Origin of the sequence: Streptomyces sp. NPDC020681, from assembly GCF_044334895.1 — a bacterium.
Classification (GTDB): Bacteria; Actinomycetota; Actinomycetes; order Streptomycetales; family Streptomycetaceae; genus Streptomyces.
The window spans coordinates 185176-199605 of record NZ_JBIRTX010000007.1 but is presented as its reverse complement, the minus strand read 5'-3'; the positions used below and the strand labels follow the sequence as shown (position 1 = coordinate 199605).

Here is a 14430-nt window from a genome sequence, read left to right as displayed (position 1 = left end):
GGCCGGCCGGTCTGCTGTGACGCGCTGCCCGACGGTTTCTTCGTCCAGCGGTGGTTACGCCGGTTCGATGCGGTAGACGCTGCCACCGATGTCGAGCACGTACAGCTCGCCGTCGCAGCCCTGCGCGAACGAGATGACCTCGCCGCCATTGACTCCGAGGTCGCTCTCGCCGGTCACCTTGCCGTTCTCCATCCGCAGAGCGCGGAGAGTGCCGTCGCAGTAGTCGCTGAACACGTACTGCCCCTTGAGGGCCGGGATCGCCTTGCCGCGGTAGACGTATCCGCCGGTCACCGAGCAGCCCAGTCCGTTACGGCCGTACTCGTGAGCCGGCGGCACATGGTTCGCGGGCTCCGTGCCGTCCCGGAAGGGATGGTTGCCCTCCATCTCGGACCAGCCGTAGTTCTCGCCGCCCTTGCTGGCTGCCGAGGCCCAGTCGATCTCCTCCCAGGCGCTCTGGCCCACGTCGCCGATCAGCAGGTCGCCCGTGCCCGCGTCGAAGGAGAACCGCCACGGGTTGCGCAGCCCGTACGCCCAGATCTCGTCCTTCGCGTTCGGGTCGTTCACGAACGGGTTGTCCTTCGGGATTGCGTACGGCTTTCCGCCGAGCGGGTCGATCCGGAGCAGCTTTCCGAGGAGCGTGTCGAGGTTCTGCCCGTAGCCGTGCGGGTCGCCGCCCGAGCCGCCGTCGCCGAACGCGATGTAGAGGTAGCCGTCGGGGCCGAACCGTATGTCGCCGCCGTTGTGGTTCGAGTACGGCTGCGTCTGGGTGAGGACGGTGCGCCGGGTGTTCGGCTGGAGCTTGCCGTTCCGCACGGCGAACTCGTCCACGGTGCTGGTGCCTTCGAGGTCCGTGAACGAGATGTAGAAGTGCGCGAACTTCTTGTCGAACGCGATGCCCAGCAGGCCGCGTTCGCCGTCGGTGGTGGTCTCGCCGGATATGTCGAGGACGGGCTCGCCGAGCCCCTTGGCGCCCAGGACCCGTACGGTGCCTGCGCGTTCGGCTAACCAGATCGTGCCACCGGGCCCGGCGGCGCCGGCGGTCGGATTCTGGGCTGTGGCCACTTTCTTGAGCGCGACCTTCGCCGCCTGACGCGGGGCGGCGGTCTCGTCGGCGGACGCCGTGGTCAGGGCGAGGGAAGCAATGAGGCAGATGGTGCCGATGATCGCCGAGCTTCTGGTGCGAACTTTCACCGTGATCCTCCTGGAGGCGGCGAATGGGGAGGTCACCCGGCTGCTTGGGGCAGAGATGTGTGGGTGTCGCCCGCGCCAGCACGCAACCTGGGTGGGGGGATTGTGTGCCACTGGCCACGGATGAGGATACTGGGACGGGGCGGCTTGGCCTAGACCAATGCTCCATCCATCTAACGCCGTTCCCGCCATTACCCCTGACGTAATCGACCGCACTCGCTTACTTAGGCACTGTGATGCACGTCAACGAGACCCCGACGAGGGTTCCGGCACCACAGGCCCGAGGAGCGCCCCATGCCCGTCAAGTCACCTGACACCACAACGAGTTCCGTCGCCTGCACCACTCGTCACGTCGTCCAGGAGTTCCTCGCCGCCCGGGTGGCCGGCGACATCGAGCGGCTCGTCGCCCTCTTCGCGGACGAAGTCGACTGGCTGCTTGCCGAAAGCCCCGCCGTCCCGTGGATCCGGCCGCGCTCCACCGGAGCCGAATGCGCCGCCCAGTTCACGGATCTGGCCGAGCACACGGTGGCCGAGGACGCGCGGGCCTCCGTCGACACCTTCCTCGTGGACGGCACCGATGCCGTCCTGATGGGTCACCTCTCGGGGACCGTGCGAGCGACAGGGAAGTCCCTCGAGGGCCCCTTCGCGCTGCGCCTCACCGTCGAGGAGGGCCGGATCACCCGGCATCACCTCTACGAGAACAGCGTGTCGATCGCCGAGGCGTGCGCCGCTTCCTGAGCGGACCTCGACGGCCCCGAAGGCGGCCCATCGAGGTCCGAACTCGAAACGCAGCGCGCTGGTAGGCATGCCACCAGCCGCTGATTGGCCCTCGCCCCGGGAACAGCGCGCCAGGGAGACTGCAGAGCTGACGCCGTACCTAAAGGAGTCGTGATGCAGGTAGCCGTGGTCACCTTCGACGGGTTCAACGAACTCGACAGCTTCATCGCTTCCGCGCTGATCAACCGATGCCGTAAGGACGGCTTGGAGGCCTTCATTACGACGCCGACGCCGGTGGTCACGTCGATGAACGGCGTCGAGGTGACAGGGCAGCGCCCGATGGAGTTCGTGACCGAAGCAGAGGTCGTGCTGATCGGCAGTGGCGTGAAGGCGCGAGAAGTGGTCGCAGACGACCGGCTGATTTCCAGGCTGCGGCTCGACCCTTCGCGACAGCTGATCGGTGCGCAGTGCTCCGGCGCGCTGGTGCTCGCCCGGCTCGGGTTGCTGCATGGCATGCCCGCCTGCACGGACATGAAGAGCCGGCCTTTTGTCGAAGCCTGCGACGTCACCGTGCTGGACGCGCCGTTCCACGCCGAGGGGAACATCGCCACAGCGGGCGGCTGCCTGGCGTCCCAGTACCTTGCCACGTGGGTGATCACTCGCACGCTCGGTGAGGACGCCGCGCGCGGCGTCCTCGACTACGTGGCTCCGGTCGGCGAGAACCAGGAGACTGTCGAGCGCGCCCTGCGTGCCGTCCACGCGGGCGAGGTCGCACTGCGCTGACGCCCGCGCGATCAGTATTCCGACGGCCCACCGGCCAAGGTCAGGAGGCAATGCCTCCTGACCTTGAGATGCCTCAGATGTCCCGGAAGATCTCGATCTGCGCCCCCACCGAGTTCAGCCGCTCCGCCAGTTCCTCGTACCCCCGGTTGATCACATACACATTGCGCAGCACCGATGTGCCCTCCGCCGCCATCATCGCCAGCAGGACCACCACCGCCGGGCGCAGTGCCGGCGGGCACATCATCTCGGCTGCGCGCCAGCGGGTGGGGCCCTCGACCAGGACGCGGTGCGGGTCGAGCAATTGGAGGCGGCCGCCGAGGCGGTTGAGGTCCGTCAGGTAGATCGCCCGGTTGTCGTAGACCCAGTCGTGGATCAGCGTCTGGCCCTGAGCCACCGCCGCGATCGCCGCGAAGAACGGGACGTTGTCGATGTTCAGGCCCGGGAACGGCATCGGGTGGATCTTGTCGATCGGCGCCTCCAGCTTGGAGGGGCGGACCGTCAGGTCGACCAGCCGGGTACGGCCGTTGTCGGCGAAGTACTCCGTCGTACGGTCGTGGTCGAGGCCCATCTCCTCCAGCACCGCGAGTTCGATCTCCAGGAACTCGATCGGGACGCGCCGGATGGTGAGTTCGGACTCGGTGACGACCGCGGCGGCCAGCAGGCTCATCGCCTCGACCGGGTCCTCGGACGGCGAGTAGTCCACGTCCACGTCGATGTTCTGGACGCCGTGCACCGTGAGCGTGGTGGTGCCGACGCCGTCGACCCGCACTCCGAGTGCCTCCAGGAAGAAGCACAGGTCCTGGACCATGTAGTTGGAGGACGCGTTGCGGATGACGGTCACGCCGTCGTGCCGGGCCGCGGCCAGCAGCGCGTTCTCGGTCACCGTGTCGCCGCGCTCGGTCAGCACGATCGGACGGTTCGGCACCGTCGCCCGCTGCACCTGCGCGTGGTAGAGCCCCTCCGTCGCCGTGATCTCGAGGCCGAAGCGGCGCAGCGCGATCATGTGCGGCTCGATCGTGCGCGTGCCGAGGTCGCAACCGCCCGCGTACGGCAGCCGGAAGGTGTCCATCCGGTGCAGCAGCGGACCGAGGAACATGATGATCGACCGGGTCCGGCGCGCGGCCTCCGCGTCCATCGCGTCCATGTCGAGACGGGCCGGCGGCACGATCTCCAGGTCCACGCCCTCGTTGATCCAACGGGTGCGTACGCCAATGGAGTTGAGGACCTCGAGGAGACGGAAGACCTCCTCGATGCGCGCCACCCGGCGCAGCACCGTGCGGCCCTTGTTGAGCAGCGAGCCGCAGAGCAGCGCCACACAGGCGTTCTTGCTCGTCTTGACGTCGATGGAGCCGGAGAGCCGGCGTCCGCCGACCACCCGCAGATGCATGGGCCCGGCGTAGCCGAGCGAAACGATCTCGCTGTCGAGCGCCTCACCGATGCGCGCGATCATCTCAAGGCTGATGTTCTGGTTGCCGCGCTCAATGCGGTTGACGGCGCTCTGACTTGTGCCGAGCGCCTCGGCAAGCTGAGTTTGTGTCCAGCCACGATGCTGACGGGCGTCACGGATGAGCTTGCCGATGCGTACGAGGTAGTCGTCTGCCATGGGGGAACGTTATCTCAGATATGAGATGTGTTCTCGCTGGGGTGGTCCATCAGGGTGAGAGGCTGTGGGCAACCGGGTGACGGGGTTGGTACAGCGGCAGTTCGGTCCCGCTGGGCATCCGTACCGCGGCCAGCACGCCCCAGCCCTCATCGCTCGGCTCCTGCGAAATCTCCACCCCGCGATTCGCGAGCCGGGCGAGGGTCACGTCCAGGTCGTCGCACATCAAATAGAACTCGTGCTTCGGCTCGCCGTCCGTCGGGTGTACGGCGACCTCCGCCGGCGGCAGCTTGAAGATGAGCCAGCCGCCTCCGGCGTCGACATGCGGAAAGCCGAGCACCTCCTGGACGAAGGCCCGGTCGGCATCCGCGTCCTGGCTGTAGAGGATCACATGCGCACCGCTGAACATGTTCCGATCCTCGGCCCTCACGGCGGCGGCGGGCAACCTCACCGCCGCCGTACGGGCACCACCCGGTTCAAAGGCCGCGCACCACTCGGCCGCCTTCTCGTCGATCTCCGAGGGCGACGGACCCGGCTGACGGACAACACCGCTGGCCGACGCCACGAGGTGACCGTATGGTCCCGATATGCCCACGCTTGGATCTGTGCCGTGAAGTCGAAGCCCGGCGTCACTCTCGCAGTCGTCATGGCGGCGCTCACGCTGACCACCGGGATGGTCGAAGCGGTCAGCTTTCTCGTGCTCGGCCCGGTCTTCACGGCAGTGCAGACCGGCAACCTGCTTCTCCTCGGCTTCGCCGCCGCCGGAGAGGGCGGACTGTCCGCGGCCGCGTCGGTCTCGTCGCTGGCCGGGTTCGTCGTAGGTGCGCTGCTCGGCGCCAGGTTCGAGTCGAGCGTGGACGCACACGGGCACAGGTGGTTCGTCGTCGCGCTCGTCGCCGAGGCCATGCTGCTGGGCCTCGCGGGGGTCGGGGCATGGGGAATCGGCGAGGGCGAGGACCTGGCGGGCCGCCACTTCGTGGTGATCGCAACGGTGGCCGCGGCCATGGGCCTGCGCAATGTGACGACGATGCGGGCGCATGTGCCCGATATGCCCACCACCGTGGCCACCCGGGCGTTGACCGCCTTCCTCGGTGTCGCGCCGATCACGGTCGACCCGAAGACGGCTTCCCGCGCGTTGATCCGGGGCCGCCGTGCGGCCTCGATCGGCGCGATGTTCGCCGGCGGCCTGCTCGGCGCGTGGCTGCTGGGCGAGGCCGTACGTCCAGCGGTGGTGCTGCTGCTCGTCGCCGGGGTCGTCCTCGTCACCGCGGCCGGCTTTGGATTCGTGTCGCGCCACCGCATCCTCGAACCGGCCGAGCGCGGCTGACCGCAGCCGTTCCCCGTCTGACGCAGCGAACACAGCGCCCCCTCACAACGCCCCTCACAACGCCCTCCGCTGCCAAGTGAGCACCTGTGAACGGACGTCTTACGGAGGAGAAACCGTCTCTGACCGGCCCTCCACCTAGCGTCACGGGACATGACGGGGAACCGATTCCACCGACCTGACCATGCCGTCCGCCTCCTCCGCTTCCTCCGCCTCCCGGGCTGGGACACCATCCGCGGCCGTGTGGCCATCGTTCTGGCCGTGCCCACCTGCCTGCTCCTCGCCCTGACCGGACTCGGCGTCGCCGACAGGGCCGCCGACTGGTCCACGGCGCAGGAGACCGAGGCCCAGGTCGGCGTCATCCTGAAGGTGCAGGAACTCGTACGTGAGTTGCAGCGAGAACGCGGTCTCACCAATGGGCTGTTAGGCGGCGCCAAGGAGTACGAGGACGACGTACGGGCGCAGCGGGAACACACTGACGACGCCCGCTCCGAACTGAATGCGACGCTCTCGGACTACAGCGGCGATCTGCCCAAGGCCGCCGCCTCCGCCCTCGACGACGCCCTGCTCCCGCTGGCCGAACTCACCGTCACCCGCACCCGCGTCGAGACCGGCACCGCCGGCCGCACCGACACGCTCCGCTTCTACACCAGTGCCGTCACCGCTCTGATCGACGCGGAGTCGGCCGGAGTGCCTGACAGCGACCGCAGTATCGCGGAGGGCGTGCAGGCTTTCCAGGCCCTGGCCCGCGCCACCGAGGCCGTCGCCCTCGAACGCGGCTTCCTGAACGGCGTCTTCGCGGCGCGACACTTCCAGGACGGCGAGTACCTCGACTTCACCGAGCTCCGGGCGACCCGCCTGGCCGCGCTCGGTCAGTTCGGTCAACTCGCCGGCCACCAAGAGCAGTCCGCGCTCGACGCTGCCTTCAAGACCGCCGCCGCCCGCCGCACCACCAACTACGAGCGGCAGGCCGAGCGGGGAGCGGACGGATCGCCGGTCCGTGTCGCCCCCGCCCGCTGGTGGGCCGACATGACAACCCTCGTCGACGACCTGCACGACGTGCAGAAGACCGTCGGCGACGGCGTCCGCTCCCGTGCGGACGAGACTGGGAGAGCGGCCACCCGGCAGCTCGGCGGTTTCCTCGGTCTCGGCGCGCTGATCCTCGCCATGGCCACCGCGCTCGCCGTCACCTCCGCTCGCTCCATCACCCGCCCGCTGGGCGCGCTCGCCGACGAGGCCGACGTGGTTGCGACCACCGGGCTGCCCGGCGCAGTCAAGCGCATCCAGGAGGCCGCCCCGGACAGCCCGCCCGCCGCGCAACCGGAGAAGCCCCATGTCCCAGGCAGCGCACGGGAGATCATCAGGCTCGCCGCCGCCCTGCGCAACGTCGAACGCACCGCCGTGGGCCTCGCCGCCGAACAGGCCGTCCTGCGCCGCAACAGCACCGAGTCCCTGGCCAGCCTGGGCCGCCGCAACCAGGCACTCCTCGGCCGACAGCTCGGTCTCATCACCACCCTGGAGCGCCAGGAGCTCGACCCGGACGCCCTCGCCGAACTCTTCGAACTCGACCACCTGGCCACGCGCATGCGCCGCAACGCCGAGTCCCTGCTCGTCCTCGCCGGCGAGGAACCCCCGGCCCGCTCCTGGCCCGGGACGGTCTCCGTCACCGAGGTGGTGCAGTCGGCCGTCTCCGAGGTCGAGCAGTACCAGCGGGTGGCCGCCGTGGACATCGAGCAGTGCCGCATCCGCGGCCACGCCGTCGCCGAGCTCTCCCATCTGCTCGCCGAACTCGTCGAGAACGCTCTGATGTTCAGCCCGCCCAAGCAGCCCGTCGAGATCTACGGCTGGCGCGACGCGGGCGAGTACTGCATGGCCGTCGTCGACCGGGGAATCGGCATGACCGCCGAGCGGCTCGCCCAGGCCAACGCCCTGCTGTCCGGCAGCGGGTCCCTGCTGGAAGCCCCCACCCGCTTCCTCGGGCATCACGTCGTCGGCACACTCGCGGCCCGCCTGAGTGCCCACGTGGAGCTGCGCCTCACCGAGGGATCGGGCGTGACGGCGTATATCGCGCTGCCGGCCACCCTCGTCGAGCAGCTGGAGTCGTCAACCGCCTCAGTTGGATGAGGAGTTGAACACAGACTCCAGCAGCAGCCGACTCCGGCGACAGGCGGCCGGAGTCGGCAGGCGAGCCCCAGACGGGGCCGAGGCGGCCCTCTCCGGGTTCAATCCTCGTAGGTGAATTCGGCGGCCGGGCCGGTGGGCGACGTGGCCACGCCGACCGTGACGGTGACGTCCACTGTCGGCGGCTCGCTCGTCGTCGGCTCGTCGAGCAGCCGGTGGGGCACCGTCGCCTTGATCCGGGTCGGGGACTCGACGTCGACCGAGTGCGCGGCCTTGTCCTTGAACTGCACGGTCGCTCCCTGGACGAAGCCCGAGCCGTTAATGGTGACCTGCTTGCCGGCCTTCTCCTTGCTCGGGGTGACCTCGCTGACCGCCACGGGCGCGGGTCCGTCGTAGGCGAACCGCCCCAGCGGGACGGCGGGCGAGGTACCGAGTCGGTTGGTGACGCGGACGTCGACGATGCCGGCCCCGTCGGGCACGACCGCCGCGATCCAGTTGCCGGTCAAGTTGACGAGGTAATCGGTGCACGGGATCGGGCCGAAGTCGACGACGCAGCCCGTGCTGAACCCGCTGCCGATGATGGCGACCTGGGTCCCGCTCTGCGCAGCGTTGGGGCTCACCGCGATCACCACCGGGCCTGGAGGGACGGGGGGCGCGCCCAGCAGGCTCAGGTACGTGGAGTTGGCGTGCTGGAACGCGATTTGGCCCAGGAAGTCGGCGGTGGATTTGTGGGTCAGGTTCGGCTCGAACAGCGAGTAGCCCCCGTTCTTCGCGATGGCACTGTCGGCCTGGGGCTGGACGTAGACGTTGTCCTTCCTGAGCAGGTCGATCTCCGACAGCAGGATCTTCACCGTCTCGTCCGCCGGTGGGCCCTTGGGGTCCGTCGGTGTGCCCACGGGGTACCACTTCTTGGCCGCAAGCAGGTCGGACCAGGCGAGCGGGACCACGTCGAATGCGTTGATGTGGCGCTCGTTCGCGGCCCACGACTGGCCGGTGGAGTCGATGTAGTCGGCGAAGCTCTGCAGGCCGGCGGTGGGGGCGGCGAAGGTGAAGAGGGCGAACTGCGGCGTGTTCGGCGTCCAGGCCTGGGCCTGGGCCTGAAGGTAGGGGGCCAGCATGGTGGCGATGCAGCCGCCGAGGCTGTGGCCGGTCACGTGGACCATCGGCTGAGGTGTGGACGGCACGGACTCGAGGAGCGCGGCGAGTGCCTGCGTAAGCGTTGTGCCCGAGGGGACGACGGTGTCCGGCCGGCCGGACTCGGCGGCCGGTTCCTGCTCGGCGGGAAACTCCTCGGCGGGAAACCCTGTGATGCCGCGTGCGTTGACGACCTGGGTGAACGCCGCCATGGCGCCGGCCGAGACGGCGACGTCCGCCGATCCGCCGGCGGTGAACGCCACCACCGTGCCGACGTCGAGGTCCTCCATCATGTCGATCGGACTGCTGACCGTGCCGCGCACGACCACGGCAATCTGGTTCGAGCCGTCGGAGTTCCAGGCGATGTAGACGAGGTTCGCGTTGTCCGGGCTGAGCGCCAGCCACTGCAGCTGCCACGTGCCGCCCGTGGCGAGTGAGGTGTTCTTCAGCTGGGCGGTGATGCCCGAACCGGCGCGCAGGGCCTGCTGTTGCAGGGTCTCACCCGACGGGCGCGGGGTCGCGGCCGTGGCGGCGATCGCGGAGAGGGTCATGGTGACCGGGGCGGGGGCCAGGGTCGGCTGGGCCGACGTCGTCATACGTGCTCCTTGGAGGTCAGCAGAGCCGAGTGGGCCGCGGCGGCCGCGTTGTACGGCATCCAGGGGCCTCGGCATCCGCCTCCGTGCCCCGGCGGGCAGGCGCCACCCAGCAGTTGCGTTGATCGCACTCATCCTGTTGCGCTGTGCGGCCGCCTGAAGCCTTGCGGCCCCGCGGAGCGACGGATTTCAGGCTCCTGGCCCAGCGCCGGGCCGGACGGCGTCCCGCCGCCGGTGCTGCTGTCGCCCGCCCGACGCCCCGTCGCCGTCCCGACGAACGGCGGTTGGTCTCGTGGGAATGGGAATCAGGGAGATCGTGCGTCGTCGGCGCGTCCTGCGAGGGCCGGAAGCTCCCGTCCCAGGCGGGCGAGCGGGGACAGGGCCATCAGGACTGGGGACAGCATCATGCCTGCGGCCGTCACCAGGAGGCTGGTGCGCAACCCCCATTCCTCCGCGAGGAATCCGCCGAGCAGGGAGCCGAGCGGGGTCAGCCCCATGCCGACAAACGTGATCGTCGCGGCCGCACGGCCTTGCATCCCGTCCGGAGTGACCGCCTGCCGGACGGCCATGACCGTGACATTCACCAACTGGCCGCCGGTCCCGAACACGAAGCTGACCGCAAGGAGAGCGGGAACCGTCACCGCAGCGGAACCGTGCAGCGCGGGCACGCACAGGAACGCGCCGTCGCCGAGTGCCGCCGCGGACAGGAGCACCGCACCATGACCGAACCGGCTCGGCAGGCGGGCGGCCAGCATCGAGCCCAGGAGCGCGCCCGGCCCCGTCGCCGCGAGCGCCAGCCCGACGGTGGTGCCCGACAGGTGCAGTTCCCGCGGCAGGAAGAGCAGATAGACGGTCATCATGGCCGCGAAGGAGAACTGGAAGGCGGCCGAGGCGAGGCACACGGTCCGCAGCGAGGTATCGCTGACGACAAAACGGAGGCCCTCATGGATCCGCCGCCATATGCGAGGTGGACGTTCCGAGCGCTCCGGGATCGATTCGTGGCGCCGGATCCGCCGGATCGACAGGAATGACAGCGCGAAGAACAGCGCGCTGGAGGCGGCAGCGATCGGCGCCGACAGCAGGGACACCAGCGCGCCGCCGAGGGCGGGACCGCCGATCTGCGCCGCGGACCGGCTGCCCTCGAGCGCGCTGTTGCCTCGCACCAACTGATCGCGTTTCACCAGCCGCACGAGAGACGCCTGGTATGCCACGTCGAAGAACACGGACAGGACCCCGACGGCGAAGGCGACCACGAACAGTGCGGGCAGGCCGAGCCAACCGAGGAGGCCTGCCACGGCGGCGGCGCCCAGTGCCAGGGTCCGGCCGATGTCCGTCAGCACCATCACCGTGCGGGTCCGCCATCTGTCCACCCACGCGCCGACGAAAAGCGAGAGCAACAGGATCGGCGCCTGCCCCATCGCGCGGAGGAGGCCCAACTGGCCGGCACCGGCGTCGAGTGTCAGGACGGCGAAGAGCGGCAACACCAACAGACCTGCATGTTCGCCGAGTTGGGAGGCCGTCTGACCCACCCAGAGTCTGCGGAAGTCACCATCGCGCCACAGACTTGAAGGGTCAGGTCGACTGGAATCGGATACAGCGGAGGAAGCAGACGGCACGGGATCCCTTGGATTGCCGACAACGAGGCCCGCCACCCGGCGCTCAAGAGGCGCACAGATGGCTCAGGCAGGGAAAGGCTCGCTGTGCCGCAACATCAAGGGCAGCACGCGATGACAGGCCGATCACGGCCTACAACGTCAACGCGCGCTCGGACGACCGAGCATCTCTTCACTCCTCGAGGGTCACTCGCCGAACCCGAACACTAGCCCTCGGCAACCAGGCAGGAAAGGCGATTGATGCCGAGGCGGACGGTCACAGTGACTCACGCCACTCAAACGTCGCCGGCCCGCGCTCAAGGTTCGATGGCATGGGACACAAGGGGGCTCGGGGCATGACCGATCAGCGGTCATGTACTAGAGTTATCTCGACATCGAGATATCTGCACAAGGCGTACCGTAGCCGCCATCCAGTAAGGGTGACCTAACTAAGTCTTACCTTAGCGGATGGGCGAGGAGCCGTGGCGGCAGCATTGCAGTAGTACGCGCACATTGATGAAGGAGACTGTCGTGTCGGCGAACAGCTTCGACGCCCGCAGCACGCTGCGCGTGGGCGACGAGTCTTACGAGATCTTCAAGCTGGACAAGGTCGAGGGCTCCGCGCGCCTCCCCTACAGCCTGAAGGTGCTGCTGGAGAACCTGCTCCGCACCGAGGACGGCGCGAACATCACCGCCGACCACATCCGAGCTCTCGGCGGCTGGGACTCCCAGGCCCAGCCGAGCCAGGAGATCCAGTTCACGCCGGCCCGCGTGATCATGCAGGACTTCACCGGCGTGCCCTGTGTCGTCGACCTCGCCACCATGCGCGAGGCCGTCAAGGAGCTCGGCGGCGACGCGGCGAAGATCAATCCGCTCGCCCCGGCCGAGCTGGTCATCGACCACTCCGTCATCGCCGACAAGTTCGGCACCAACGACGCCTTCGCGCAGAACGTCGAGCTGGAGTACGGCCGCAACAAGGAGCGCTACCAGTTCCTGCGCTGGGGCCAGACCGCCTTCGACGAGTTCAAGGTCGTCCCGCCCGGCACCGGCATCGTGCACCAGGTCAACATCGAGCACCTGGCCCGTACGGTCATGGTCCGAGGCGGCCAGGCGTACCCCGACACCCTCGTCGGCACCGACTCGCACACCACCATGGTCAACGGCCTCGGCGTGCTGGGCTGGGGCGTCGGCGGCATCGAGGCCGAGGCCGCGATGCTCGGCCAGCCCGTCTCGATGCTCATCCCGCGCGTCGTCGGCTTCAAGCTGACCGGTGAGCTCAAGCCCGGCACCACCGCCACCGACCTGGTGCTCACGATCACCGAGATGCTGCGCAAGCACGGCGTCGTCGGCAAGTTCGTCGAGTTCTACGGCGAGGGTGTGGCGGCGACGAGCCTCGCCAACCGCGCCACCATCGGCAACATGTCGCCGGAGTTCGGCTCCACCGCCGCGATCTTCCCGATCGACGGCGAGACCCTGAAGTACCTGCGCCTGACCGGCCGTGACGAGCAGCAGGTCGCGCTGGTCGAGGCGTACGCCAAGGAGCAGGGCCTCTGGCTCGACCCGGCCGCCGAGCCCGACTTCTCCGAGAAGCTCGAGCTGGACCTGGCCACGGTCGTCCCGTCGATCGCCGGTCCGAAGCGTCCGCAGGACCGTATCGTCCTCGCCAACGCCGCCGAGCAGTTCGCGCAGGACGTGCGCAACTACGTCGAGGACGACGACGAGGCGGGCAAGGAGTCCTTCCCGGCCTCCGACGCCCCGGCCGCCACCAACGGCGTGCCGACCCGTCCGACCACGGTCATGGCCCCCGACGGCTCGACGTACGAGATCGACCACGGCGCCGTCACCGTCGCCGCGATCACCTCCTGCACCAACACCTCGAACCCGTACGTCATGGTCGCCGCCGCGCTGGTCGCGAAGAAGGCCGTGGAGAAGGGCCTGACCCGCAAGCCGTGGGTCAAGACCACGCTCGCGCCGGGCTCCAAGGTCGTCACCGACTACTTCGACAAGGCGGGCCTGACGCCCTACCTGGACAAGGTCGGCTTCAACCTCGTCGGCTACGGCTGCACCACCTGCATCGGCAACTCCGGCCCGCTGCCGGAGGAGGTCTCCAAGGCGGTCAACGAGCACGACCTCGCGGTGACTTCGGTGCTCTCCGGCAACCGCAACTTCGAGGGCCGGATCAACCCCGACGTCAAGATGAACTACCTGGCGTCCCCGCCGCTGGTCGTCGCGTACGCCATCGCCGGTTCGATGAAGGTCGACATCACCAAGGACGCCCTGGGCATCGACCAGGACGGCAAGCCGGTCTACCTCGCGGACATCTGGCCCTCCGAGGCCGAGGTCAACGACGTCGTCGCCAACTCCATCGGCGAGGACATGTTCAACAAGTCCTACCGGGACGTCTTCGCGGGCGACGCGCAGTGGCAGGCGCTGCCGATCCCGACCGGCAACACCTTCGAGTGGGACCCGCAGTCCACCTACGTGCGCAAGCCCCCGTACTTCGAGGGCATGACGATGGAGACCACTCCGGTCTCGGACATCGCGAACGCGCGTGTGCTGGCCAAGCTGGGCGACTCGGTCACCACCGACCACATCTCCCCGGCCGGTGCGATCAAGGCCGACACCCCGGCCGGCACGTACCTGACGGAGCACGGCGTCCAGCGTCGCGACTTCAACTCGTACGGCTCGCGCCGAGGCAACCACGAGGTGATGATCCGCGGCACCTTCGCCAACATCCGTCTGCGCAACCAGATCGCGCCGGGCACGGAGGGCGGCTTCACCCGAGACTTCACGCAGGCCGACGCTCCGGTGTCGTTCATCTACGACGCCTCGCAGAACTACCAGGCCGCCGGCATTCCGCTGGTCATCCTGGCGGGCAAGGAGTACGGCTCCGGTTCGTCCCGCGACTGGGCCGCCAAGGGCACCGCGCTCCTCGGTGTGAAGGCCGTCATCGCCGAGTCGTACGAGCGCATCCACCGCTCGAACCTCATCGGCATGGGCGTTCTGCCGCTCCAGTTCCCGGAGGGCGCGTCGGCCCAGTCCCTGGGTCTGACGGGCGAGGAGACCTTCTCCTTCACCGGCGTGACCGAACTGAACAACGGCTCGACGCCGCGCACGGTCAAGGTCACGACCGACACGGGTGTGGAGTTCGACGCGGTCGTCCGCATCGACACCCCGGGTGAGGCTGACTACTACCGCAACGGCGGCATCATGCAGTACGTGCTGCGGAACCTGATCCGCAAGTAAGCACGGCAGTACGGCAGTACGGCGGATGGGGGGGGGGCCCCCGGCGGGGGGGGGGGGGGGGGGGGGGGGGGGTGGGTGGCGCGGGCGGGGGGGGGGGGGGTGGTGGTGAGGGCCGGGGGGCGGGCGGGGGGC

Annotated in this window: 10 protein-coding genes; 5 read left to right on the top strand and 5 right to left on the bottom strand. The window is 68.9% G+C overall.

The annotated features are described in order from the left end of the window. Positions 1 to 54: 54 nt before the first annotated feature. Positions 55 to 1191 carry a PQQ-dependent sugar dehydrogenase gene (locus tag ACH4YL_RS19170; RefSeq protein WP_398508547.1) on the bottom strand — a complete coding sequence of 379 codons (1137 nt, stop codon included), beginning with the start codon at positions 1189 to 1191 and terminating at the stop codon, positions 55 to 57. A 291-nt stretch (positions 1192 to 1482) separates the two neighbouring features. Between ACH4YL_RS19170 and ACH4YL_RS19165 the strand changes: the two genes are divergently transcribed. Beyond that, a complete protein-coding gene (locus ACH4YL_RS19165; protein ID WP_398508546.1) occupies positions 1483 to 1926 on the top strand; it encodes a nuclear transport factor 2 family protein in 444 nt (147 codons plus the stop codon). A gap of 153 nt (positions 1927 to 2079) precedes the next feature. Beyond that, a complete protein-coding gene (locus tag ACH4YL_RS19160; RefSeq protein WP_398508545.1) occupies positions 2080 to 2688 on the top strand; it encodes a DJ-1/PfpI family protein in 609 nt (202 codons plus the stop codon). Between the two features lie 73 nt (positions 2689 to 2761). On the opposite strand, the gene ACH4YL_RS19155 is transcribed toward ACH4YL_RS19160, so the two are convergent. Together ACH4YL_RS19155 and ACH4YL_RS19150 are read right to left on the bottom strand one after the other, a co-directional pair. Further along, positions 2762 to 4291 (bottom strand): helix-turn-helix domain-containing protein, encoded by a 1530-nt coding sequence (locus ACH4YL_RS19155; RefSeq protein WP_398508544.1) that lies wholly within the window; start codon positions 4289 to 4291, stop codon positions 2762 to 2764. A 49-nt stretch (positions 4292 to 4340) separates the two neighbouring features. Then, positions 4341 to 4853, bottom strand: coding sequence for a VOC family protein (locus tag ACH4YL_RS19150; RefSeq protein ID WP_398508543.1), 513 nt, complete (start codon positions 4851 to 4853; stop codon positions 4341 to 4343). 45 nt (positions 4854 to 4898) lie between these two features. Here ACH4YL_RS19150 and ACH4YL_RS19145 point away from each other — a divergent pair, with 45 nt between their 5' ends. After that, positions 4899 to 5615, top strand: coding sequence for a YoaK family protein (locus ACH4YL_RS19145; RefSeq protein WP_398508542.1), 717 nt, complete (start codon positions 4899 to 4901; stop codon positions 5613 to 5615). Between the two features lie 150 nt (positions 5616 to 5765). Beyond that, positions 5766 to 7736 carry a nitrate- and nitrite sensing domain-containing protein gene (locus ACH4YL_RS19140; RefSeq protein ID WP_398508541.1) on the top strand — a complete coding sequence of 657 codons (1971 nt, stop codon included), beginning with the start codon at positions 5766 to 5768 and terminating at the stop codon, positions 7734 to 7736. A gap of 98 nt (positions 7737 to 7834) precedes the next feature. Here ACH4YL_RS19140 and ACH4YL_RS19135 read toward each other — a convergent pair whose 3' ends face one another. Beyond that, on the bottom strand, positions 7835 to 9463 hold the full coding sequence (locus tag ACH4YL_RS19135; RefSeq protein ID WP_398508540.1) for an IPT/TIG domain-containing protein: 1629 nt from the start codon (positions 9461 to 9463) through the stop codon (positions 7835 to 7837). Positions 9464 to 9765: 302 nt separating this feature from the next. Next, positions 9766 to 11076 (bottom strand): MFS transporter, encoded by a 1311-nt coding sequence (locus tag ACH4YL_RS19130; RefSeq protein ID WP_398508539.1) that lies wholly within the window; start codon positions 11074 to 11076, stop codon positions 9766 to 9768. A gap of 492 nt (positions 11077 to 11568) precedes the next feature. On the opposite strand from ACH4YL_RS19130, the gene acnA reads away from it, so the two are divergent. Next, positions 11569 to 14298 (top strand): aconitate hydratase AcnA, encoded by a 2730-nt coding sequence (gene acnA / locus ACH4YL_RS19125; protein WP_398508538.1) that lies wholly within the window; start codon positions 11569 to 11571, stop codon positions 14296 to 14298. Positions 14299 to 14430 lie beyond the last annotated feature (132 nt).